The 25,231-nt window shown below is 45.7% G+C and carries 20 protein-coding genes and 1 tRNA gene; 4 read left to right on the top strand and 17 right to left on the bottom strand.

Annotation, left to right across the window (positions count from 1 at the left end):
- Nucleotides 1-59: 59 nt before the first annotated feature.
- The 15 genes from HXT29_RS03890 to HXT29_RS03960 all read right to left on the bottom strand — a co-directional run bounded on the left by HXT29_RS03890 (nucleotide 60) and on the right by HXT29_RS03960 (nucleotide 17,288).
- Entirely contained in the window at nucleotides 60-515 is a 456-nt protein-coding gene (locus HXT29_RS03890; protein ID WP_064340465.1) for a type II 3-dehydroquinate dehydratase, read from the bottom strand.
- Between the two features lie 19 nt (nucleotides 516-534).
- On the bottom strand, nucleotides 535-2,217 hold the full coding sequence (locus tag HXT29_RS03895; protein WP_064340466.1) for a bifunctional shikimate kinase/3-dehydroquinate synthase: 1,683 nt from the start codon (nucleotides 2,215-2,217) through the stop codon (nucleotides 535-537).
- The gene (gene aroC / locus HXT29_RS03900; protein ID WP_064340467.1) at nucleotides 2,214-3,401 is read right to left on the bottom strand and encodes a chorismate synthase; all 1,188 of its coding nucleotides are present in this window, start codon (nucleotides 3,399-3,401) and stop codon (nucleotides 2,214-2,216) included. Before aroC ends, HXT29_RS03895 begins: the two co-directional genes overlap by 4 nt.
- A gap of 49 nt (nucleotides 3,402-3,450) precedes the next feature.
- Nucleotides 3,451-3,867 (bottom strand): hypothetical protein, encoded by a 417-nt coding sequence (locus HXT29_RS03905; RefSeq protein ID WP_004105258.1) that lies wholly within the window; start codon nucleotides 3,865-3,867, stop codon nucleotides 3,451-3,453.
- A 508-nt stretch (nucleotides 3,868-4,375) separates the two neighbouring features.
- Entirely contained in the window at nucleotides 4,376-5,557 is a 1,182-nt protein-coding gene (gene mltG / locus HXT29_RS03910; RefSeq protein ID WP_064340386.1) for an endolytic transglycosylase MltG, read from the bottom strand.
- Between the two features lie 45 nt (nucleotides 5,558-5,602).
- On the bottom strand, nucleotides 5,603-6,067 hold the full coding sequence (gene ruvX, locus HXT29_RS03915; RefSeq protein WP_004119274.1) for a Holliday junction resolvase RuvX: 465 nt from the start codon (nucleotides 6,065-6,067) through the stop codon (nucleotides 5,603-5,605).
- Between the two features lie 53 nt (nucleotides 6,068-6,120).
- Nucleotides 6,121-8,805, bottom strand: coding sequence for an alanine--tRNA ligase (alaS, locus tag HXT29_RS03920; protein ID WP_116971335.1), 2,685 nt, complete (start codon nucleotides 8,803-8,805; stop codon nucleotides 6,121-6,123).
- Nucleotides 8,806-9,011: 206 nt separating this feature from the next.
- Complete coding sequence (locus tag HXT29_RS03925; protein ID WP_004105270.1) at nucleotides 9,012-9,257, bottom strand: hypothetical protein; 246 nt, start codon at nucleotides 9,255-9,257, stop codon at nucleotides 9,012-9,014.
- A complete protein-coding gene (locus HXT29_RS03930) occupies nucleotides 9,257-9,703 on the bottom strand; it encodes a DUF948 domain-containing protein (RefSeq protein ID WP_004119281.1) in 447 nt (148 codons plus the stop codon). Before HXT29_RS03930 ends, HXT29_RS03925 begins: the two co-directional genes overlap by 1 nt.
- Before the next feature lie 147 nt (nucleotides 9,704-9,850).
- Nucleotides 9,851-10,525, bottom strand: a complete 675-nt coding sequence (locus tag HXT29_RS03935) for a histidine phosphatase family protein (RefSeq protein ID WP_410299472.1) — start codon at nucleotides 10,523-10,525, stop codon at nucleotides 9,851-9,853.
- A gap of 141 nt (nucleotides 10,526-10,666) precedes the next feature.
- Nucleotides 10,667-11,293: a 30S ribosomal protein S4 gene (rpsD, locus tag HXT29_RS03940; protein WP_004105277.1), complete on the bottom strand. Its 627-nt coding sequence runs from the start codon at nucleotides 11,291-11,293 to the stop codon at nucleotides 10,667-10,669.
- Between the two features lie 440 nt (nucleotides 11,294-11,733).
- Nucleotides 11,734-12,516, bottom strand: a complete 783-nt coding sequence (locus HXT29_RS03945; protein WP_101885910.1) for an ABC transporter ATP-binding protein — start codon at nucleotides 12,514-12,516, stop codon at nucleotides 11,734-11,736.
- 2 nt (nucleotides 12,517-12,518) lie between these two features.
- On the bottom strand, nucleotides 12,519-13,730 hold the full coding sequence (locus HXT29_RS03950; protein WP_101885909.1) for an FtsX-like permease family protein: 1,212 nt from the start codon (nucleotides 13,728-13,730) through the stop codon (nucleotides 12,519-12,521).
- A 38-nt stretch (nucleotides 13,731-13,768) separates the two neighbouring features.
- Complete coding sequence (locus HXT29_RS03955) at nucleotides 13,769-14,182, bottom strand: DUF4418 family protein (RefSeq protein ID WP_421791731.1); 414 nt, start codon at nucleotides 14,180-14,182, stop codon at nucleotides 13,769-13,771.
- Nucleotides 14,183-14,324: 142 nt separating this feature from the next.
- Entirely contained in the window at nucleotides 14,325-17,288 is a 2,964-nt protein-coding gene (locus tag HXT29_RS03960) for an ATP-dependent helicase (protein WP_422118295.1), read from the bottom strand.
- 188 nt (nucleotides 17,289-17,476) lie between these two features.
- Here HXT29_RS03960 and HXT29_RS03965 point away from each other — a divergent pair, with 188 nt between their 5' ends.
- The 4 genes from HXT29_RS03965 (at nucleotide 17,477) to HXT29_RS03980 (ending at nucleotide 23,245) form a co-directional block, all read left to right on the top strand.
- A complete protein-coding gene (locus HXT29_RS03965; protein ID WP_422118296.1) occupies nucleotides 17,477-18,058 on the top strand; it encodes a xanthine phosphoribosyltransferase in 582 nt (193 codons plus the stop codon).
- Between the two features lie 1,137 nt (nucleotides 18,059-19,195).
- Nucleotides 19,196-20,458 carry an acetyl-CoA C-acyltransferase gene (locus HXT29_RS03970; protein WP_422118297.1) on the top strand — a complete coding sequence of 421 codons (1,263 nt, stop codon included), beginning with the start codon at nucleotides 19,196-19,198 and terminating at the stop codon, nucleotides 20,456-20,458.
- Between the two features lie 87 nt (nucleotides 20,459-20,545).
- Nucleotides 20,546-21,928: a hydroxymethylglutaryl-CoA reductase, degradative gene (locus HXT29_RS03975; protein WP_174164198.1), complete on the top strand. Its 1,383-nt coding sequence runs from the start codon at nucleotides 20,546-20,548 to the stop codon at nucleotides 21,926-21,928.
- A gap of 45 nt (nucleotides 21,929-21,973) precedes the next feature.
- Nucleotides 21,974-23,245 carry a hydroxymethylglutaryl-CoA synthase gene (locus tag HXT29_RS03980; RefSeq protein WP_032835287.1) on the top strand — a complete coding sequence of 424 codons (1,272 nt, stop codon included), beginning with the start codon at nucleotides 21,974-21,976 and terminating at the stop codon, nucleotides 23,243-23,245.
- A 412-nt stretch (nucleotides 23,246-23,657) separates the two neighbouring features.
- Here HXT29_RS03980 and HXT29_RS03985 read toward each other — a convergent pair.
- Nucleotides 23,658-23,742, bottom strand: a tRNA-Ser gene (locus HXT29_RS03985).
- Nucleotides 23,743-23,938: 196 nt separating this feature from the next.
- A complete protein-coding gene (serS, locus tag HXT29_RS03990; protein WP_004574030.1) occupies nucleotides 23,939-25,225 on the bottom strand; it encodes a serine--tRNA ligase in 1,287 nt (428 codons plus the stop codon).
- Nucleotides 25,226-25,231 lie beyond the last annotated feature (6 nt).

Here is a 25,231-nt window from a genome sequence, read left to right on the forward strand (position 1 = left end):
ACTCCATAGTATCTTCGAGCCTCGACGCTGGGTGTTGATTCGCAAAAAATCGAACAAAATCAAACAAGATGCGCAACAGCTTCCAAAGCGAGCTTATAGCCGTACAATCCCATGCCTGTAATAGTGCCGGTTGCAACAGGACTAATTACGCTAATTTTACGAAAAGCATCGCGCGCAGCAGGATTAGAAATATGCACTTCCATTAACGGAACTCCAGCATCCAAAACCATGTGAGCCGCGTCCGCGAGCGCGTAACTGTAGTGCGTAAAAGCGGCAGGATTCATAACAACGGGCGTATGAGTATCGGCAGCTTCGTGCATCCAGTGAACCATTTGAGCTTCGTCGTCACTTTGGCGCACTTCTACTTCAAACCCAAGTTCTGCACCCCACTTTTCGCATTTCTCGCGCAAAATTTCAAAGTTCTCGCTACCGTACACGTCCGGCTGTCGCACGCCTAAACGACCTAAATTCGGTCCGTTTACAACAAGCACTTTTTTTGTATGCTGATTTTCCATTTTTACCTCGCAAGATTAATTAATTTTGCTTATAAACGCGCTCGAAAGCTTCTTTAACTGCTTCAATAGGCGGGTTGTCAAGATGAATAGGATTCGAAATACCATCCAAAATTACGAAACGTAGCATGTTGCCGCGCGCTTTTTTGTCGCGATGCATAAGGTTAAGCACGCACTCAAAAGCAGCATCCGCATCTTTTGCACACTGCCACGAAGTTGGCAATCCAAGCGAATCCAAAAGCGAACGATGATACGCAACGTCTCCCGCATCCAAATATCCTAAAATTTGCGCAAGCTCCGCCGCAAAAACCATACCAACAGCTACAGCGTTTCCATGACGCCAGCGGAAATGCTCAATCTGCTCAATCGCGTGGCCAAGCGTATGCCCGTAGTTCAAAAACTCGCGCAAACCCTGCTCTTTTAAATCGCTCGATACGTGATACACCTTTACTTTAACTGTACGTTCAATAAGCTCCACGAGCAGTTCGTGAAGTTCGTTATTATTTTCTAAATCATCCCCATTAAATTCACGCAAAAGCTTCGCATTATTGGCATCGCTAAGAATCTTCAAAATTTCACCGTCGCGAATAAAACCAGATTTTGCAACCTCACCCAAGCCTTCAATAAGAATATCGTTTGGAAGAGTTGCAAGCGTAGAAGTATCTGCTAAAACGCCAGCTGGAGTGTAAAAGCTGCCGACTAGATTCTTTCCAGCATCCGTATTAATACCAGTTTTACCGCCCGTAGACGCGTCAACCATCGCAAGAAGCGAAGTAGGGCAGTTTACATAGCGAATTCCACGCATCCAAGTTGCAGCAACAAAGCCAGCGACATCCGTTGCTGCTCCCCCGCCTAAACCAACAATTGCATCCGAACGAGTAAAACCAGCTTCTGCCAAGTTAGCCCACAATCTGCTTGCAACTTTAATAGTTTTTCCAGCTTCTGCATCCGGAATTAGCATGTCGAAAACTTCGTAACCAGATTGGCGCAAAATAGTTCGAGCTTTGTCGCTATGACGCTGAACAGGTTGCGTGTGAACTAACGCCACTTTAACCGGCTTAGTTCCAAGCATTTGCGGCAGAAGTTGCATTGCACCGTCACCAATTCGCACATCGTATGGTTCAATTCCCTCACCTGTTACGTGCACAATACGTTGCATAATCATATTCCTTAATTTTTCTGCAGCCATATACGGAGTCGAACCTTTTGTTTGCATGTGGATATTCGACACCGCCTTAAAAACAGGATCTCTCTGCTCAAATAATTCCATCCAACGCTTTTGCGCATCTTCTCCAGAAAACATAGGACGATTATTATTCCAGCTTGCGCGCTCAATAGCCTCTTTAGCATTTGCTTGCAAATACACAACGCGACCACCACTACGCATATACTCACGCAAAACTTTTTGAGTTTCTTCACGCATAGGCGCACCGCCACCAAGCGAAACTATTCCCTTTGTAGAATCTTCTGCAGATGTATCTCCTAAAATTGCCTCTCGCACTATGCGAGCTTCTATTTCACGAAAAGCATCCTGGCCATATTCCTCGAAATATTGCGGTATTGACATATCAATATCGCACTCGATCATGTCATCTGTATCATAAAAAGGCAGATTCATAAGATGCGCAACTTCGCGGCCAATACGCGTTTTCCCAGCAGCAGGCATGCCAATAATAACAGCTAGCGGAAGTTTAGTGTTGCTCATTTCATATTCTCCGGCCAGGAAGCTACGTAAGACTCCACATTTCGGCGCGTTTCTTGCAAAGAATCTCCGCCGAATTTTTCCAAAGCATACTTAGCTAAAGTAAGCCTTACCATCGCTTCTGCAACTACAGAAGCAGCTGGCACAGCAGTGAAATCTGAGCGCTGATTAATAGCTTGAGCAGCTTCGCCAGTAAGCACATCCACTGTGCGCAAAGCGCGTGGAATAGACGGAATTGGCTTCATTGCAGCGCGCACACGAATAATTTCGCCGTTCGACATTCCGCCTTCAATTCCTCCAGCTCGATTAGTAAGACGCTTAATTTTATCGTTTTCGTCTGTTACCATTTCGTCGTGCGCGGCCGATCCTGGGCGATCTGCTTCTGCAAAACCGTCGCCAATTTCCACGCCTTTAATAGCCTGAATTCCCATAATCGCGCTCGCGAGAGCTGCATCCAAGCGACGATCCGACTCAACGTATGTGCCAACTCCTGCAGGCATACCGTAAGCAAGCACTTCCACTACTCCACCGAGCGTATCTGCATTTGCTTTTGCTTCGTCGATGCGAGCCATCATTTTAGCTTCAGCATCTTTGTCGAGAGTGCGAACTGGAGAAGCATCCAGAGCGGCAACATCATCTGGTGTTGGTAAAGCTAAACTTTTGTTAGTGTATTCGCCGCCGATGCCGATAACATGCGCAACTGTGCGCACACCCAAAGCCTGCTGTAAAAACGCATCAGCAATAGCACCCAAAGCTACACGAGAAGCTGTTTCCCTAGCACTCGAACGCTCCAAAACTTCGCGAGCATCATTAAAACCGTACTTGCGCATGCCTGTTAAATCCGCATGACCTGGACGAGGGCGGCTCAAAGGAGCATTTCTGCCAACTTGCTCAACCTCGTGATCCAAAGGATCTGCACTCATTACTTCGGTCCACTTTGGCCACTCTGTATTCGCGATTTCTACAGCAATCGGAGAACCAAGCGTTACTCCGTGGCGAACTCCAGTTAAAAGACGCACTTTGTCTTGCTCAAACTTCATACGCGCTCCACGACCATAACCAAGGCGACGGCGAGCAAGTGCCGAAACTACATCGTTGCTAGTAATGTGCACGCCAGCCGGCAAACCTTCAATCATGGCTACTAACGCTTCACCGTGCGACTCCCCTGCCGTTTGCCATCTAAGCATGCCATTTCTCCATTCTCAAGTAATTTACGCGTCTAAATACTCTACTCTACTAACTACCAAGTATTGAGCTGGTTGTTATTGACAGCAATGCTGCGAGTATTGCAGATATTGCTTCTACTGGTACGAATGGTATTGATGCGTTGGTTGGAGAGCAGATTTTGCAGTAAATTTTCCATAGCAAAAGCCAAAGTAAGCCAACTGCTCCAACTAAAGCGAACCAGTAAATTAAGCAGTCAAAGCCGAATAATACCAAGGCTTGCGCAATCATTGACGCGCTCGTAACATCTCCGAAGCCAATAGCATTTTTTGCGGAAATTTTTCGCATACTCCAGTAAATTACAAAAATAATTACGCAAGAAATCCAGCCGAAAATAAGCACGCTAATATTTCTAAATAAAATAATCGAATATATGAGATTCGCAAAAGATTGAAAAATTCCTGCAATAACAACCCAAAGTCTTGGCACTACGCGACTTTTTATGTCTGTTGCGCAAACTGAAATTAAACATGTGAGCGTTGGTAGCACCGATAGTATCGTAATAATTAATTGCTTCATTAAAGCAGATTACGAAAACTTGCGAAACTGTTACAACCTCAACACATCTATGTGGTTAAAAGCTATATTTTTATTTAATATTTTAATTTCGCACCATTCAGTCGTGTGGATATCAGTGTGGTAGAGATTTGAGATTTTTCGCACTGAGCGCGGCGAACGTCAGAGCCGCAGGCTGCTGATTCGCCAAGCGAAGAAGAAAAATCGAAAAATCTCTGCGATAAAACGAGGTTATTAATGATTAAGCACGCAGAGTTTGGGGGATTTCTCTACGAGCAATAAAAGAGGACTGAGGAGGCAACATTCCTTAAGAACAAAGCAGACAGTAAAATCTTTAACAGCCAGAGCGACGAAGGACGGGAACTTGCGAGGAGAGAAATCCCCCAAAACTCACGCCACAGCAAACAAAAATAAGCTTAGTTTAGTTGCCTTCGGGATTATTGCGCTTGTACTCGTCGCGGAATTTCAAAAAGTCGTCTTTGTTATCCGCAAACTTCGTTTCACCAGTCTTCAAATTCGTAGTGACGAAGTAAAGCCATGGACCATCTTGAGGCTTAATGGTTGCAAGCAACGCGCTGTCGCCAGCAATGCCAATAGGCGTAGGGGTCAAACCCTTATGAATACGTGTATTATACGGATTATTTGCATCGTCAAGCATTGCTTGCGTGAGTTTAATAGGTTTTACTCCTGCGCCGTAACCAACAGTAGAATCCATTCCTAACGGCATATCTTTTGCCAAACGGTTCAGTATTACGCGAATAACTTTGCCATAATATTCGCGATTATTCACTTCAGCTTCGGCAATAGACGCCATAATTAAGGCTTTTTCTCTATCTTTACCTTTAGGAATTCCAAGAGAATCAAGTTTTTCAATACGCTTTTTTATCATTGCGGAAAGAATAGCATCCGCACTTTTCATAGCTTTTACGTTATAAACTCCAGGCTCTAGCCAGCCTTCAACGCTACCGTTTGCTTCAGCAGGCAGAATTCCTGCGGCGCCATCAGCTAACGCAGCCTTGAATTTATCTAAACTTATTCCAGATAATGTTGAAGCTTTTTGCAAAACGTCTGCTGCGTGATCCCCTGCACGAACATCAAGGAATCCGCCTGCTTTTGTTTGATCTGAAAGAATATCAACTACATCAATAGCAGCCATATGTTTTTTCAGTGAGTAAACGCCAGGATACAAAATTTTATTATTTGCAGAAACAGCTGAAGTGAATGCAGCTTGCGATTTAACAACATTCGCTTTCACTAGTTTTTCAGCAACTGTAATAGCGCCTTCGCCAGTATCGACTGTAAACTCAACAGATCCATAACCAGGACCCGACCAATCTGCAACAGCTTCACTGTTCTGAGACAAACGCCACGCACGCACAGCACTGTATCCAACGTAACCAACAACACATAGCACGAACACAATCAATATAGCTAAAACTGCTTTTGCTCGACGTTTACGCTTCTTTGCAGCAAGACGCGCTTTTGCTCGTTTGCGAGATTTTCCTGACGAATCTGAACCGTTAGAAGTAGACGATGAAGGAGAATCATCATGCTCAGTCCATTGTGCATGATTGTCAAAGAACTCATCAAAACTATCAGACATTTGACACTCCTCTTCTACTTTCTAACTTTTGTTCATTTACTTTTACTAGTTTTGTTGCGCATATTTTGAATCGAGAGCAGACTGCAAAATCAACACTGCCGACTGCTGATCCACCATTGGGCGATGCTTTTTAGTAGAAAGATCTGCTTGCAAAAGCTGACGATGAGCACTTACTGTTGTCAAACGCTCATCTTTCCAAACTACTTCTGGCATATAATCCAATGCCCAATCTTTTTCATCATGCAATATTTGCATGCGTTTTATTAGATTCTTCCCCCAGCGCAGAGCTTTTTTAGCAGATTTTCCTTCAGTGCCATCGAGTTGCAAAGGCAAGCCTATAACAACTTTTTCTACATTGTTATCTTCAATAACTTCAAGCACTTCATCTATAGCACGGAAGGAATCTCCAAACACTTGCACATTACCAATAGGATGTGCAAAGGTGAGACCAGGGTCGGAAAGTGCAAGTCCGACCCTTGCGTCACCTAAATCAATACCTAACCACACCATATTTCGTGTTGCTTTTGGTATGATTCGTAAATTTTTAAGCTGTAAGACACGCACTAGGCGAGCTTAGCTACTTCTGATTTCGCAGCTTCGAGAGCTTCATCAATCTTAGAAGCGTCTGTACCACCGCCCTGAGCGAAGTCTGGCTTGCCGCCACCGCCGCCACCAAGCACCTTGGAAGCAGTACGCACCAAGTCGCCAGCCTTAGCACCAAGACCGCGAGCAGCTTCGTTTGTAGCGACTGCGATCATTGGACGATCGTCCTCATTAACACCAGCAAGTGCAACAACCACTGGAGCATCTTCACCTAAACGAGCGCGAATATCTAGAACTGTCTTACGCAAAGCATCGAATGAGCCAAAGTTGCCAACATTCTTAAGAGCCAACTTAACTTTTTCGTTACTATTCTTTGCTTCATCAACTAATGTTGGTACAGCTTCATTTAATTGAGCTTCGTAAACAGATGCAAGCTTACGATCAGAATCCTTCATCTTGTTAAGCAAAGATTCCAAACGTTCAGCTAACTCGTCTGGACGAGCGTTAACCATGTCTGCTAATTGCGCAACCAAAGTGTGTTCACGAGCGCCATACTCGTACGCAGCTTCACCGCAAAGAGCGTCGATTCTGCGCACACCAGAGCCAATAGAAGACTCGGAAAGAATAGTTACCATACCAATCTTTCCAGTGCTCTTAGCGTGAGTACCGCCACAAAGCTCACGGCTCCAACCGTCGCCGATTTCAACAACGCGCACAACATCGCCGTACTTTTCGCCGAACAAGTGCATTGCTCCAAGCTTAAAAGCGTCGTCGATTGGCATTTCCTTAGGAACTACCTGCAAATCGTCACGAATACGCTCATTTACGCGAGCTTCAACGCGAGAAAGCGCATCTTTATCGACAGCCTTTGGCCACTGGAAGTCGAAGCGCAAACGATCTGGATCAACTACAGAACCACGCTGAGTAGCCTGTGGACCAAGCTCTTCGCGCAAAGCCTTGTGAAGAGTGTGAGTAGCGGTGTGAGAACGCGCCAACGCAGCCCTGCGAACCTGATCAATATTCGTGTTTACAGGAGAACCAACGCTCAAAGTACCTTCAGTAAGTCGGCAGCTGTGAACAATCAAATCCTTGATTGGACGCTGAACATCGTCGACTTCCAAAATTGCGCCGTCGTCGGAAATAATCTCACCTTGATCTGCAATCTGACCGCCGCGCTCAGCATAGAATGGCGTGCGATCGAGAATAATCTCAACGTTTGCAGGAGCAGTAACGCTTTTAACAGAACCCTTGCCTGCTTCAACAATTGCCAAAACGTTTGAACGACTTGAGAAGTCAGTGTAACCGAGGAAGTCGATTGGCTTTTCGAGCGACCTCTTAATATCGTCGTAAACGCTAACGTCCACGTTATGACGCTTCTTCAAAGCGTCAGCGCGAGCGCGACCTTTCTGCTCGCTCATAAGCTCGCGGAACTTAGCTTCGTCGACCTTAACACCCTGCTCGGCTGCCATCTCAAGAGTAAGCTCAATTGGGAAGCCGTAAGTATCGTGCAAAGTAAACGCGTCGGAGCCGCCAACCATAGGGTCATCCTTGTGCTCTTTCTTAGCTTTTTCAACAGCCAAGTCGAGAATAGTTGTGCCCTTTTCAAGAGTGCGACGGAACGCGTCTTCCTCACCGTAAGCAGCTTCGCTAACCTCGTGGAAAGTATCGTTAAGCTCTGGATAGCTTGGTTCCATAGCAGCCTTAGAAACTGGGAACAGCGTTGGCAAAACTGGATCTTGAACGCCGAGCATACGCATTGCGCGAACAGTTCTGCGAAGAAGACGACGAAGCACATAGCCACGGCCAACATTACTTGGGCGCACGCCATCGCTCATAATCATAAGTGCGGAACGCACGTGATCTGCTACAACGCGGAAACGCACGTCAGCATCATTATTATCGCCGTACTTTACGCCGCTAAGCTTTTCTGCAGCTTCAATAACTGGGTAAACTTCGTCAGTTTCGTAAATATTTTCCTTACCTTGCATAAGGTAAGCCAAACGCTCCAAACCAGCGCCAGTATCAATATTCTTTTGATCGAGTTCGCCAGCAATATGCAAATCAGTCTTAGATTTGACGTTATCTACCTGGTAATTTTCGAAAACCAAATCCCAAATCTCAATAAAGCGAGATTCGTCAGCAGCTGGGCCTCCGTCGCGACCATATTTAGGACCGCGATCCACGTAGATTTCGGAGCATGGACCGCCAGGACCAGGGCCGCCGGTAGTCCAGAAGTTATCTTCCATACCGAAAACTTGCATATGCTCTGGGTCGAAGCCTTCGTTCTTCCAAATTGCGCGTGCTTCATCGTCGTCAGTATAAGTAGTAACCCAAAGCTTTTCAGGGTCAAAACCGTAGCCGCCCTTATCTTGAGGACTAGTTAAAAGCTCCCAAGCGTAGTGAATAGCTTCTTCCTTAAAATAATCGCCAAACGAGAAGTTACCAACCATCTGGAAGAAAGTGCCGTGACGAGTAGTCTTACCAACTTCGTCAATATCTAGAGTGCGAACACACTTCTGATTCGAAGCCATACGACGCGAAGGAGGCGTCTGCTCACCAAGCAAGTAAGGAATAAACGGCACCATGCCGGCAATAGTAAACAATGTTGTTGGGTTCGGCGAAATAAGAGAAGCCGAAGGAACAACCATATGACCATTCTTGGCAAAATAGTCAAGATAACGCTTTGCAATTTCTGCTGTGCGCATACGTACGAACTCCTTGTGTAATTTTTAGCAAGACCCACGCAAACCGTCACAAATAACCGTCACAAACAAAAGCCACATGCAACGCTCACACGAAATCGTGCCGCATGACGCACGACGCAATCATGCAAACATTCAATATAGTACTTCAATACTTAACTTAACTAAACTTAGCAAAGTAACGAAATTATGAAAAACTCGTTTTTTATTTAAAATTCCCTATTTCTACGATTAGCATAACGAGAATTAAGCTCAGCTTCATGCTCTTTACGGCTAGTATTGAAATCTTTAAACAATCCCATTACTGTGCGCAATGTGATATTTTTCGGTTCCTCATCAAATATAAAACGACTAGCAGAAGACGGCATTTTTGCTTTAACATATGCACGAGCCTTCGTAACTGTAAGAACACCAATTACAATGCCAACAAACATCCAAAATAAACGCTTGAACATTACTTCCCCCTGCTTGCATTATTAGTTGCATTCTTGTCAGAGGATTCTTTTGAAGCGTTACGATTGGCACTATTCTTGTCTGTTGGCACAGTCGGCTTATTGAAGAAAGAAGAAACAGTATCTTTTAGAGCGTAACCGGCAGCTGCAATTTTTACGAGCGGTTTTCCAAGGAAAGCACCATACAAATCTGTTAGAGCACTAATATTTGTAACGGTTGTGCGAGTAGCTCCTGAAACAGCGTTTACGTCGTCAAGAGTCTTATTAACTTGCTTAATAGTTGTAACAGACTCATCGATTGCCGGCATCGCATGCTCACCCGACTCTTTAATTGTTTTCGCAATCTGATCAAACAATCTGCCTAATCTGATTAACGGATAAATCAAAAAGCCAGAAAGCACGGCAAACGCAATCGCAGCAATAAGAGCAGCTATGTCTCCAACGCTCATCGTAACCTCTTTCTATACCATTTTGCCTAAGATTTCGCAGTATCAAAAGCCATACAACAGCAAATCAAACTACGTATTAAAACCCTTCGCAATGACTTAAGATTAACGAACGGTAAAGACGCATATAACAAAGTTAAACAGTAGAATCTACTCGTTATAGCCTCGAATAGTAATGGCATTATCAATAGGTTTGGTAGTGTCAAAATCAAGTCTGGTTACGCTTCCGTTTTGAGGACGTTCGCTTAAATCGTAGCCTGCAGGCGCAAAACGGTGCATAAGACTTAGCAGAGTGTTGCCATGCGAAATTTGCAAAATATTATCTCCATCGTTAAGCAAAGAATTTGAAGCAATTAACGCAAAACCTTCTTCTACGCGAGTCCAATATTCGATATCTGATTCGGCATCGTGGAAAGGATCCGCTTCTTTAAGCATGTCACGCGTTGCCGCAAGCCCAAATTTTTCAACGATTTCGTTATAAGTGTGCGCTCCGTGAGGCGCTCCTGCAGCCCACCAAGCCATTTGCATATCTTGACCTTCAAAATAGCCGTAGCATTGCTCGCGAAAATGCATATCGCTTACAAGCGTCGGGCGCGCGTTACCGGCAGCTTCATTCGCATCGAGAATACGTTGTGCTGTGATTTGCGCGCGAGTAGTATCCGAACAGTAAGCTGCAGCAAAAGCAATATTTTCTAGCTTTTTTGCAGCCGTGTCCGCATCTTTCAAACCCTTTTCAGTAAGCGGAGAATTTGACCAGCCTTGCAGTCGATTATAGCGATTAAATAGCGTCTGTCCGTGACGCACTAAATAAAGATGCAGCAACATAACTCCATTATTGCACTAAGCGGTACATAACTGTCGAAAACACCAAACCAACCGATGAAATCGACAAAAACGCATTGACCCCTGCCACGCGAACGCGCAACAGGGGTCAAGCGGTATGTCCTTAAGAATTAAATCGGCGAATTAACGAGCGTAGTATTCGACGACGTACTGAATGTTGACTTCAACTGGAATCTGATCGACTTCCGGCTTACGAGTCAAAGTAGCCTTCAAAGAGGCAAGATTCACATCGAGGTAACCAGGAACTGCTGGCAAAACGTCGCGATGAACGCCTTCTGCAGCCATCTGGAATGGAACCATGGTCTGGCTCTTGGCACGAACCTGAATGGTCTGACCTGGCTTCACACGGTAAGATGGGCGATCAACAAGATTGCCATCAACCAAAATATGACGATGTACAACAAACTGACGAGCCTGGGCGGTGGTGCGAGCAAAGCCTGCGCGCAAAACCAAAGCATCAAGACGAGTTTCCAAATCGGTGAGCATTGCGTCACCGGTCTGGCCTGCAGTGTGCGTACCCTTCTCGTAAGCAGCACGAAGCTGCTTCTCGGAGATACCGTACTGAGCGCGAAGACGCTGCTTCTCGCGAAGACGTACTGCGTAATCGGACTCGGTGCGACGACGAGTGCGACCGTGCTCACCTGGAGCATATGGACGCTTCTCGAAGATACGCTGAGCCTTTGGGGTCAAAGCGATGCCGAGGGCGCGAGAAAGACGCACCTGACGGCGAGAACGCTGAATATTAGTCATAACTAATCCTTTAATTCTGTCGTTATCTGAACGGAACGTGAACCAAGTTTTTAGTCGATTGCAAAATCGCCTAAAAATTACTCACGCTGAGCCGGCCTCTCCAGTGCTTCTTCGTGCTAACACACGAACGTGCAAGTATTAAAACGTTGAAATAACGCCATAACTACCGCGCGCCGACCCACTGATGGGCTAAGGCTCCAGATGATGCTTACACAAAATAGGCATCGTTTCTGATTCTACACACCCGTAAGAATAATTGTTGATATTTTTCGTACTGAGCGCGAAACTCACGTTGTAAGTTCCCCGGCAAATGTTCCACAAACCAGCCAAAACGCTCGCGCGAGTAACGCGCTCGCTTGCGAAACTCGCTAAAGTTGGAAGTCCAGTGGACTTCCAACTTTAGCGAGTTTCCGGATTGAAGTGCCTTCGCGCGCTACGCTTCAAGCGCTCCGGCAAGTCAATCCGCAATCCATTGTGTATGTGCGATCCGCACAGCGAGCAGCCTCAACATCGTGAGTTACCATGAGCACTGCCACACCATTTTTTGCAGCCTCACGCAACATTTTCACCACTATGCGAGTATGCTCTAAATCCAAATCGCCAGTAGGCTCGTCAAGAATAAGAAGCTTCGGATTGTTTATCAGCGCGCGCACAATCATTACGCGACGCATTTCACCACCCGAAAGCTCACTTGGGTAGCACCACAGTAAATCTTCAATATGCAATTGCTTGCAAAGTTCTAACGCGCGAGTCTCGTTTGAATCTTCGCTTACTTCAGACTTACTTTCAGCAGACTTACTTACTTCAGACTTACTTACTTCACAAGCATTAGCTGCAATTTGCACAGGTAAAAGTATGTTGTCATGCACAGTAAGATTTTGCAAAAGCGTCTGCGATTGCGTCACAAAACCTATATCACATGCGCGCAAACGAGACATCTTGACATCACTAAAAGTGCGTTCAGAAATCTCTTCGCCGCAAACTTTTACACTTCCATGCGTTGGCTTCAATAACCCAGCAATCAAATTTAGTAAAGTAGATTTTCCGTTACCTGACTTTCCAACGATTGCCACAAAATCGCCGCTATTTAGCACAAAGCTCACATTATTTACTGCAAAAAATTTGTGCTTTCTGCGCATAAATTCGCGAGTTACACGAGTAAGTTCAACAACAGGTAAAATATCAAACTCATTACTTGACAGTTTTTGACTCTTATCTTCCATACTTACTCACCTGACCTAAGTGTCAAATACGTTTCGCGCATAGCAATACGCAATGTAGTAAGCGCTGAAGCTACAACAACTGCAACAAGCGCAAGTAGCACAGACGCTAACATAAGCACTGCTACTGGTAGAGCAGTCACTTCCAAATACGGAAGCTGCAATTGTTCAGAAATAAGAGAACTGTAAGGGAACAATATAAGACTTGCAGACGCAACACCCAATACTCCGCCAACTAAGCCAAGTATCGTAGATTCTCTAACTACAACACCTAAAAGCATATTTCTTGTTGTGCCAAGTATGCGAAGAGAAGCAAACTCTTTTTTACGCTCGTTTACAGATGTTGAAAACACTGCAACTAAAACTAGCAATCCAACTAGCCAGCACGCAGCAATTATAAAAGTCAACGTGCGAGTAAAAACACCAAGATTAGCTTGCGTAGTTGCTGTAATTCCGCCCGGAAAAACTATGCCAATGCTTGAAAGACCAGTTGTTTTACGGATATTTTTTGCAACTTCTTGCGCGCTGTAACCTTTTTGTACTTTTACAAGAACTGCAGAAACTGCTTTTTTAGCATATTCCTTTGGAATAGCGGTATGCCCTACTTTCGTTGAATACTCAACTACTTGCGGCACACTTTCGCGTCGCACAAACACTGAATTATCAATGCTTGTGCCGGTTTTTGCAAGCTGCGCAGCTACAGGCCATTGGTGTCCAAAAAGACGAACAGTATTCATATAAGACACGATTACATTTGCGCCAGCAATCATCTCGCCTTTTTGTAACTTCTGCTTATGTTGAGAATAAATCCAAGGACCTATAACAAAATCAGAATCGGGATCAAAACCAATAATTTGTAATTTTTCAGCGCAACATCCTGCAGAAAGCGAAGAAATATACGTTTGTGCACTCGCCTTTTGCACACCCGGAGAGCGTCTTACTAAATTCTCAATATCGTTAGTGAAATAAAAAGTGCTTGAACCACTGTTTGTAAGCAGCGCTTCTGCTTTAGTATGCGTACCTTGAGGGATAACCATAATATCGGCTCCCATGCGTTCTCGCATACTGTTCAAGCCGCGTTCAAGATTCATAGAAATCAGCGAGCCGCCGAAAAATATTGCAGACAAGCACGCAGATACAACAATAAGTGCAGCCGTGCGCAATGGCTTGCGTTTAAGATTTTCCAGCGGCAATCGCTTTAGCGTAATAGTGCGCATAATTTTGCTTTGTTAAGCTTTTCGAACTATTTGAACTATTAATCTTCTTTGTTATCCAAATACACGGAAACAGCTGCGAACACTAATGCGAGCACAGACAGAACAATCAGTGTTGGACGCATAACCGATGCACAGTGCATCATTGGGCTCTTGCACACGCCAATAAGGAATGTTGTAACAGCGAGCATAAGCAAAGCGTTCACAACTACAGCAATATTTAAACCAATGCGAACATTTTCTTTAACAAATAGCGCAATAATTCCAAGTACTGCAATAACTAAACCAATTCCAACGGCTGCACGACCTGTGTAGTAGCATGCCATAGGTTGCATCATCATATGCATTTTGTGCATGCCTCCGGTTGAGCATGGCTTTGCAAACGTCAATGGTGCAACGGCAATAAGCAGGCCGAAAATAATTGCAGGAATTGATGCGAATAATTTGTTTTTCATAATTTATACCTCATGAAATGTATGTTTTTATTTTTTAGTGTCACATTTTCGTTAATGCAACACGCTTCTCAGCGCTCACACCAGCAAACGCCACGTCCTTGTTAAAAATTTATCTTACATTAAAGTGCATAAATAAAAGATTTTACAATTTTTCGATTGGTGCAACTCTAAGCATTAGTCGCTTTACTCCATCGGAGCCGAAATCGACTGTAATAATTGAGTTTCTGCCCTTATCTTGCGTTGCTAACACGGTTCCTAAGCCGTAAGTATCGTGAGTAATTTTGTCGCCAACTTGGAAGTCTTGAATATTTAGATGATTGTCTTTATTCATAACTGCAGAAGTTGAACCAACTTTTGTTGCACTTGTTGAAGTCGCAGTTTTTGCAGTAACTTTGCGCGTTTTTACTGCACTTGACTTAGACCAATTCGATTTAGAATAAGACGAGCCGTAAGAAGAACCGTAAGACGAGCCGTAAGACTTGCTATAAGACTTTCCGTAAGAAGAGCCATAAGACTTGCTATAAGACTTATTTCTTCCGTAAGACTTAGAGCCATGCGACTTTTCAGAACCGTAACTGCTTCCACCATAAGTTGTTTTTTCACTAAACGCATCGCTATAATCGTCATCCCAGCCACCGAAATCGCCACCGAAATCACTATCAAAATCGCTATCGAAATCATCGCCGCGTCTAGACGAAGCGCCCCAACGCTCAACATCAGACTCTCTGCGCTTCCAATCAATCAAATTATCTGGAATCTCATCCAAAAACTGGCTTGGAAGCATATCTTGAGCCTGCCCCCATTGCGCACGAACAGCAGCACGAGTAACATACAAACGCTGCTTAGCTCGAGTAATACCAACATAAGCAAGACGACGCTCCTCGCAAAGCTCGCCATCGTCTTCCAAAGCGCGAGAATGCGGAAAAGTTCCCTGCTCCATGCCAGTTAGGAACACAACCGGATACTCCAAGCCCTTAGCTGTGTGAAGCGTCATCAACGTAACTTTACCAGTGTCCTCATTTTCATCCGGCAATTGATCCGAATCAGCCACAAGCGCCGTCGTTTCAAGGAATCCAGCAACACTAGCATCCGGCGTATTCTGCTCATACTCAGCTGCAACCGACTGCAATTGCGACAAATTATCCACTCGAGCGGCATCTTGAGGATCTTCAGAACGTTGCAAATCCTCCAGCAAACCACTGTCGTTCAGTATGCTGTCAATAACTTTAGAAGGTTTCGAGTCATTGTTTTGCATACAAGTAATTAAGTTGTGCATAAGCTCGCGGAACTCTTTAAGCTTGGTTGCGGTGCGAGTTGGCATGCCTTCGATTGACTCCAAATGTTCCAAAGCTTGCCAGAAGCTAACTCCTTGTGTTTGAGCGTAAAGCGTTAGCAAAGCCTCCGCACGCGCTCCAAGCCCACGCTTAGGCACATTCAAAATTCGGCGCATATTCACATCGTCATCTGGGTTTGCCATAGATTGCAAGTATGCGAGCGCATCTTTTACTTCGCGACGCTCGTAAAACTTCGTGCCGCCAACAAGTTGATACGGAAGACCTGCTTTAACGAACGCATCTTCCAGCGAACGAGACTGTGCATTAGCGCGATACATAATCGCCATATCCGAATAAGCAACACCCTCCTCACCTGCTAATCGCGCTATTTCTTGCGCAACCCAAGCTGCTTCCTGTTGAGCGCTGTCTGCTGCATAACCGGTAATTGGAGCGCCCTTACCTAATGCAGTCCACAATTTTTTAGGCTTTCGTCCTTGATTATGCGAAATAACTGCGTTTGCAGCATCCAAAATAGTTTGCGTAGAGCGATAATTTTGCTCAAGCATAATAGTTGTAGCGTTTGGAAAATCTTTTTCAAAGTCTTGAATATTGCGAATATCTGCTCCGCGAAAAGCGTAAATCGACTGGTCGGAGTCACCTACAACTGTGATTGATGCAGGAGTGCTATTTTGCTGAGATGCATTTGCGTTATTTTGCTTTACATACGCACTATTTTGTTTTACATCCACTCCTGCAAGCTCGCGAATAAGCTCGTATTGAGCGTGATTCGTATCCTGGTACTCGTCTACGAGAATATAGCGGAACTTATGGCGGTAATATTGCGCAGCTTCTGGTACTTCGCGCATGAGTTGCACAGTTCGCATAATTAAATCGTCAAAATCAACCGCATTTGCTTGAGATAAACGATGCTGATATTCCGCATAAATAGTTGCGTAAACAGCTTCAGAATTGCCAGCGTGCGCAATTTGTTGACCTGCAACACCCGGCTTGTAATCGTTAGCATACATGTCTAGTTGCTCACGCCAAGTGATTAAACTATTTTTGCAATCCGAAATCTTGCCCAAAATGCTGCGTGGCGTAAAACGCTTAATATCAACGTTAAGCTCTGTTGCAATAATTTTTACTAATCGCTCGCAATCGGAAGTATCGTAAATAGAAAAGCCTGATTTTAAGCCAATATACTGTCCTGATCTGCGAAGTATTTTCACACATGCAGAATGGAACGTCGAAACCCACATAGTATTTGCTTCGCTGCCAATAAGATTGCTTAAACGTTCACGCATTTCGGCAGCAGCTTTGTTTGTAAACGTGATAGCAAGGATTTGGCTTGGCCAGGCACCTTTTTGGCTTAATATCCAAGCTATTCTTCGCGTAAGAACTCGCGTTTTGCCGCTTCCAGCTCCTGCTCCAATAAGCAGTGCCGGTCCGTCGTATTGGACTGCTTGAGATTGTTGCGGATTTAAGCCGTCGAGTAGTTTTTGCGCGTCAACTGCAACTCTAGAATGTGCAGAATTTTGGGAATATTCTTGAGATTCTTGAGATTCTTGAGGAGACACTTCTTCTTGAGGAGGCACTGATTCTTGATCAGACGCATATTCTTGCTGCGTAAAATCAGGCTCTTTAGCGTAAGCGTCAGCATACTCGTCGTAACTGTAGTTGGCATAATCATTCGCATCCGCAACATTCTCGTAAAAATGATCGTCAGAATCGAACGAATCAACTGGATTCCCCAACAAATCACTTACATATCCATAATCGCTATCTTTTGCACTCATATTTGCATTCATACTTGCGCCCATACTTACGCTCATACTTGTACTCCATTGATGCTGCCAATTACCTACGTTTTAGCTTCAGCAATAAAACGCCCCCACGTTTTAATTGCGCACGTATCTAATCAGGTTTACCACATGCTGCAGTCGTTTTTACTCGTATTGTGTCACGAACGTGGGTATGCTTGAGCGTACTGCAAGTAATTGTTCGTAAGAAGGGGCGCATCGTGCAAGAATTGGAAGAACGCATTCTCCAAGATGGTATCGTAAAACCAGGCAATGTATTAAAAGTAGACGCTTTTTTGAACCACCAGTGCGATGTGAATTTATTTGATCATATGGGAGCCGCTTGGGCTGAGCATTTCCGCGACGCAAATATTACTAAGATTCTTACGATTGAGGCTTCTGGTATTGGAATCGCATGTGTTGCAGCACACCATTTTGGTGGAGTTCCTGTGGTTTTTGCAAAGAAAGCTCAGTCAATTAATCTCGATGGCGACCAATACGTATCTACGGTATTTTCTTTTACAAAGCAGCGCGAGTTTCCGGTGATTGTGTCACGTAAGTATTTAAGTGCGGAAGATCGCGTGCTTATTTTGGATGATTTTTTGGCGAACGGCAAAGCTCTACAAGGATTAATCGACATTTGCAATCATGCTGGAGCTAGCGTTGCAGGCATTGGAATCGCTATCGAAAAGGGCTTCCAAGGTGGCGGAGATGCGCTTCGTGAAGCCGGATATGACTTGGATTCGCTGGCGATTGTTGACGCGATGGATCCTGTTGATGGGTCGATTTCGTTCCGTAAGTAGCAAGTGCGCTAGCTTATTTGCAATATTCTTGCGTATCGTCTATGAGTTTTGACTGGTGTTCTTGTTCTTTTGTTTTGACGAGGCTGGAAAATTTGTGTTTGCGTTTATAGCGCTCGTACACTTTGCGTGTACTCGCTGCTGAGCTCAAGTTGAAAGCACACTGTGCTTTCAACTTGAGCAAGCTCACGCTCCGAGTTGCCTTCGCGCGCTACGCTTTAAGCGCTCAGGCAGGTCGTCGCGCCCAGTCCTTCGTCGCTTTAACTGTTAAAGACTTTACTGTCTGCTTTGTTCTTAAGGAATGTTGCTTCCTCAGTCCTCTTTTATTGCTCGTAAAGAAATCCCCCAAACTCTGCGTGTTTAATCTTTAATAACCTCGTTTTATCGCAGAGATTTTTCGATTTTTCTTCTTCGCTTGGCGAATCAGCAGCCTGCGGCTCTGACGTTCGCCGCGCTCAGTGCGAAAAATCTCAAATCTCTACCACACTAATATTCGACCTCTCAAGCAACACCCACCCCTCACTACTCAGAAAATGATTAGTGTTTTTGTTGTGTGGTAGGAGTGTCTGGCGTGATGTGTGCAGCAGCAATGACGTTAGTTGTTCTTGAACAACAGGTAATCAGTGTCTGCAGAACATTATTGCTAAAGTTCACTAAGCAATAAGTAATCGACGTTAGCAAAGCATTACTGCAAAGCTACAGACGCAACGTCTGCAGAGCACAGGCGCAAAGCTACAAAACCACTTTTCGCAGAAGCACTGGCGCAAAGCTTCAGGAGGTTTGGGAAAATACGACCCTTAATTTACACGAGCGCAAAGTTTATGCCAGATTCAGGCGCGTAGCCGACCATTACTTTACACGACTGTAAAGTTTCTGCCGCTATTTGGCGAGCAAACGACCGTTACTTTACAACGCTGTAAAATTTATGCCGCTTTCAGGCGCGTAGCCGACCGAAACTTCACACCGCTGTAAAGTTTATGCCGGATTCGGGTGAGCGAACTCACTGAAGCACGTTTAATTGTGAAGGAAACGAGAAAAATTTTTCGCAAATGGTAATTTTGTCGAAAAATACGATAAAGTAGTCCGGTTGGTATACTTCAACACGTATTGCAACAAACAATTGATTAGGTGGCTAAACATATGACTGATGTGGTGATTGCAAGCGCTGTACGTACGCCTATTGGCAAATTCGGCGGCAGCTTATCTTCGCTTTCCTCAGTTGATTTAGGAACAATCGCAGCAAAAGCAGCAATAGAACGCGCTGGAATTAGCTCACACGACGTGGATCAAGCTATTTTTGGAAACGTATTACAAGCAGGCAGCGGACAAAACGTTGCTCGCCAAATTGCGTTAAAAGCAGGCTTAGATACTTCTAGCTGCGCAATGACAATTAACGAAGTATGCGGATCCGGTTTAAAAGCAGTGCGTTTAGCACAATCCGCAATCGTTATGGGAGATGCGCAAGTTATTGTTGCAGGCGGCACTGAGAGCATGAGCAACGTACCGTTTTACGCAACTAATTCGCGATTTAGCGGACACAAATACGGGAATTTTGCGCTTATTGACGGTTTGCAACGAGACGGCTTAAACGACGCTTTTACTGGCGACGCAATGGGCGTTACTGCAGAAAATGTTGCAGCAAAATTTGGTATCACTCGCGAAGCACAAGATATTTTTGCACTTAAATCTCACCAAAAAGCTGTTGCCGCTATTAAACGAGGCGATTTTGCTTCTGAAATTGTGCCAGTAACGCTTGCAAACGGAACTGTTATAACTCAAGACGAGCATCCTCGCGAAGATACGTCTTTAGAGCAGTTGTCGAAATTGCGCACGCTTTTTAAAGCATCGGAAGAAACTTCGGGCGCGACTTGCGAAGTTGGCAAGAACGAAATTAGCGAGAACGAAGTTTGCAAGCACGAATCGACTGTAACTGCCGGAAACGCAAGCGGAATTAACGACGGAGCTGCAGCTCTAGTGCTTATGAGCAAAGATTACGCGCAAGCGCACGGAATTGAATATCTTGCGCAAATTGTGGGATTCGCAGAAGGCGGAATCGACCCAGATTTAATGGGATATGCTCCAAAACATGTGATGGAACGCATGCTAAATGCGACCGGTAGCAGCGTTGACAACATTGACTTATTCGAAATAAACGAAGCGTTTGCAGCGCAAAGCATTGCCGTTTCGGAGCAACTTCATATTGACGAGTCAAAACTAAACGTACGCGGTGGAGCAATTGCACTCGGTCATCCGCTGGGCGCTAGCGGAGCTAGGATTTTGACGACGCTTATATACGCTTTGCGAGATAGCAATAAGTTAAATGGAGTTGCTGCGCTGTGCGTCGGCGGCGGAATCGGCGTTTCTATGCAAATTAGAATGCGAAACAATCAAGCCAAAATGTAAAACAATAAAGTCAGACTGCAAAACAACTAAGTCAGAATGCGAAGCGATCAGAAGCATTCGTAGTCTACAAATCATGAGGTGATTTCGATGACTGCTTTTCGCGAATTAAGCGTGGAAAATCGCATAAAAACCTTGCAAAATGAGGGCGCAATTAACGATGCTGATGCAACATTTTTGCTTAAACAGTTTGCGGAAAGTTCTGATACTACAATTCCTGCAGACGTTGCAAATCATATGATTGAGCATCAAATTGGAAAGTATACGCTGCCGGTTGGCGTTGTGCGTGGGCTGATTGTGAACGGCGAAGTGCGGGACGTGCTGGTTGCAACCGAAGAGCCGTCCGTGATTGCAGCTGCGTGCAATGGGGCGCGGATTGCGGCGGAGACTGGCGCTGGATTTGACGCGGCGACTGACGTTGGATTTGACGCGGCGACTGACGTTGGATACGGAATTATTGCGCGTTCCCCACAATACGTGACTACAGCGCAAATAGCTTTTGAGGACGCAGACGGGAGCGTGGCGGCGCGCTTGAGCAGAATCGTTGAAGATAAAGAAAAGGTTGCAGAGCTGTTGCTCATTGCAAACGAGTCACACCCATCAATGAGTAAAAGGGGTGGCGGCGCGCGAAAATGCCGCGCTTCAGCTTTGCACGGCTTCGCAAAGCTCGAGATTGACGTAGACACATGCGACGCAATGGGCGCCAACACAGTAAACACTATGGGCGAAGCCGTCAAAGCCCAGCTGGAGAGCTGGCTCGGCGTGCAGGCGCTAGTGGCAATACTCACAAACACCAGCCGCGTTGCCACCACAGCAGAAGTGCATATACCGGTTGAAGCACTGGCATCCAGGCGGCTGGAAGACTCTGAGCGAGAGAGCGAAGGAAAACGCCTTGCGCGCCGAATCGCGGCATTGAGCGCGCTTGCCGCCAGCGACCCTGCGCGCGCCGCCACGCACAACAAAGGAATCCTAAACGGAATCGCAGGAGCCGCGCTCGCGTCAGGAAATGATACGCGAGCGCTAGAATCGGCAGCACACGCGTGGGCGGCGCGCTCCGGTCGCTACCTACCACTGTCAAAGTGGAACACCGAAACTTTAAACGGAAAAACCATACTCCATGGCAGTATTGAAATTCCGCTACAGATCGGCATTGTTGGCGGCTCAATCTCATCGCTTCCAATGGCAAAACTCGCGATCAAAATCGGCAATTACAAAAACGCAAACGACTTTAGAAACACGCTTGCCGCGCTCGGTTTGGTACAAAATCTTGCGGCTCTTCGCGCACTAGCAGGCCCTGGAATTCAAGCAGGTCATATGGCATTACAGTCGTCAAACCTAGCAATTGCAGCAGGTGCCAAAGGTGCGGAAATCGCGGAAATCGCGCATGATATTTTGCAACTTAGCCCTGCAGAAAGAACTACAGAAAAAGTTATGCAATTACTTCAAAAGTTACGAGAATCAAGTAAAAATTAAGAAAAATTAAGAAAAATTAAGAAAAATTTAGGAATTTTAGGACAAATGAACACACAAAATACCGAAACATCAGCAACCACAACCTCCGCAACCACTCCCCTTGCCGTCGGCATCGACCGCATCTCCTTCGCAACGCCGCACTATTACCTAAACCTCGAAGAACTGGCGGAACACCGTGGAATCGACCCTAACAAATTCACAATCGGAATCGGTCAAAGCGAACAATCTGTGCCACCAAATCACCAAGACATCGTCACTCTCGCCGCGCAAGCTGCCCTCCCACTGCTACCCCACATCGATAGCAATCGCCTCAAAATGCTAATCGTCGGCACAGAAAGCGGCGTCGACGCAAGTAAATCGAGTGCTCTGTACGTTCAAAATCTGCTAAAACTCACGCCGTGGGTGCGCTCTATTGAAGTAAAAGAAGCTTGCTACGGCGGCACCGCGGCTTTGATGATGGCATGTGACTACGTGCGCGCGCACGCCGAAAAAAATCCGCAAGTGCTTGTTATTGCAGCCGATATTGCGCGCTACGGTCTTGCTACACCTGGCGAAGTAACGCAGGGAGCAGGGGCTGTAGCAATGCTTGTGAGCGCGAACCCGCACGTGCTTAAAATTAACGACGATAGCGTTGTGAAATCCGCTGATATTCAGGACTTTTGGCGACCTGTTTACCAAGACACTGCGCTTGCTCGCGGAAAGTTTTCGACTGAGCAATACATACAATTTTTCTGCGACGTGTGGCAAAAATATTGTGCGCAAAACAGTTGTAATTTCAATGATTTTGCAGGGTTATGCTTCCACTTGCCGTATACGAAAATGGGTTTGAAGGCGCTTAAGGCTGCGATGGATTCTTGCGATAATAGCAACCTAAGCGAGTCGTCGCGCAATCGCTTACTTTCGCGCTATGGAACCAGCACGAAGTACAGCCATCGCGTAGGCAACATCTATACGGGTTCCCTGTATTTGGGATTGCTGTCTTTACTTGAGTTAGACGAATTTACTTGCGAAAATAGTAATCTTACTGCACTTAAAAGCGGCGATAAGATTGGGCTATTTTCTTACGGCTCCGGCGCTGTTGGTGAATTTTTCAGCGGCACGATTGCGCCAGGATTTAGAAATGCGCTGTTTGCGCGCGAGCATGCGGATATGCTTGATTCGCGCGTGCGTTTAAGCGTTGCTGATTACGAGGAGATGTTTGAAAGCGTTGCGCCTTACGCTCCGGAAGATTTCGAAAGCAGCACGTCTTGCCGCGAAGGTGCGAACTTCTTCCTTGACGCAATCACTTCTCAAGAGCGTCATTATTCCACGCGCTAAAATCGAGCGAGCGCACGTTTCAATCGGATTCTCGCGCACAACCGACCGTTCCTTTACACCCACGTAAAGTTTCTGCCGTTTTTTGGTGCGTAGGCGGCATAAACTGTGCGCTGCTGTAAAGTTTCTGCCGTTATTCCGCGCACAACCGACCGTTTCTTTACACCGCTGTAAAGTTTCTGCCGCAATTTGCTAATTTCCCGAGCTCGGCGAATTAAAAAAGCTTCAAGCGCGAAATGCAGCAACACAAACCTGACACACTACGTTAAACACACTAGCCCACACTTTCTGCGTCTTTATTGACGCAGAAAGACCTCGCTTGCGTTGGAAGCACACTGTGCTTCCAACCCTGAGCAAGCTCGGCGAATTAAAAAAGCCTAAAGCAATTTCACATGCTTTAGGCTTAGTTAATTCGCGGATGAGGCGAGATTCGAACTCGCGGTAGGTTTCCCTACAACGGTTTTCAAGACCGTCTCCTTAGACCGCTCGGACACCCATCCATTTGCGCGCGAAAGCAATCAAATTGCCGCTTTTAACGCACAAGTGGTAAGCATATCATCACGTATAGAACGCAACACACAACACCCAGATTCAAAAAACTTATCAACTAAAAAACAAAGCCCAGGTAATTTCCCGGGCTTTGTAGTTAATTAAACGATTTTTTGAAACAAACGCCGTGTTTGTGCACGAGCAAACTCACGCTTCCCACTTAGTTGGCTCAATGACTTCCTTGCCACCCATATAAGCCTGCATAGCCTTCGGAATATCAATCGAACCATCCTCATGCTGATGATTTTCCAAAATAGCCACAAGCCAGCGAGTAGTAGCCAAAGTGCCGTTAAGCGTACTAACTGGGCGAGTTCCACCATCTTCCATACGTTCACGCACATTCAAGCGGCGAGCCTGATACTCAGTGCAGTTAGAAGTAGAAGTAAGCTCACGGTAACGTCCTTGCGTTGGAACCCAAGCTTCGCAATCAAACTTACGAGCGGCAGAAGAACCAAGGTCACCTGCAGCAGTATCAATAATGCGGTAAGGCACTTCTACCTTAGCAAGCATTTCTTGCTCCATGCCTAGCAACTTCTGATGCTCAGCGCGAGAATCTTCCTGCTTGCAATAAACGAACATCTCAACTTTATCAAACTGATGCACGCGAATAATACCAGAAGTATCCTTTCCGGCAGCACCAGCCTCACGACGGTAGCAGCTCGACCAACCGCAATAACGCAAAGCACCATTGCTTAAGTCAAGAATCTCATCCTCATGCATACCAGCCAAAGCAACTTCGGAAGTACCGACCAAATACTGATCATCTGGCTCGCGCAAACGGTAAATCTCGTCCGCATGAGAATTCAAGAAGCCAGTTCCGCGCATTACTTCCGGGCGCACAAGCGTTGGCGTAATCGCAAGCGTAAAACCGTGCTCTTCGGCTTGATCAACAGCCATAGTAAGCATTGCGATTTGCAGGCGAGCCACAGCACCGCGCAAGAAGTAGAAGCGAGATCCTGCAACCTTCACGCCGCGACGCATATCAATTCCAGCAACGCCAGTTCCAAGAGTCAAATGATCCTTTGGCTCGAAACCTTCAGCTGCAAAATCGCGAGGTGTGCCAACCTTCTTAACTACAACATAATCGTCTTCTCCGCCTTCTGGAGCTTCATCTTCAACGATGTTAGAAAGCTTCCACATTGCTGTAGTGTAGTCGGCAGTAGCTTTTTCGGATTCAGCCTTGTATTCTGCAACCTTCGAAGCTAATTCTTTAGTTTCGGCAATAAGAGCAACCTTTTCCTCCGCGCTAGCTGTTGCAACCTTCTTACCAATAGCTTTTTGCTCAGCGCGAGCCTCTTCAAAAGCCTTAAGAGCAGTACGACGCAAGTCATCGTTGTGCAATACTTCATCGACGAGCTCAACGGATTCACCGCGCTTGCGCTGCGATTCCTTAACTACGTCGGCATGTTCACGAATAAATTGGATATCAAGCATGACTCC

Source organism: Gardnerella sp. DNF00550, assembly GCF_049262685.1.
Lineage (GTDB): Bacteria > Actinomycetota > Actinomycetes > Actinomycetales > Bifidobacteriaceae > Bifidobacterium > Bifidobacterium leopoldii.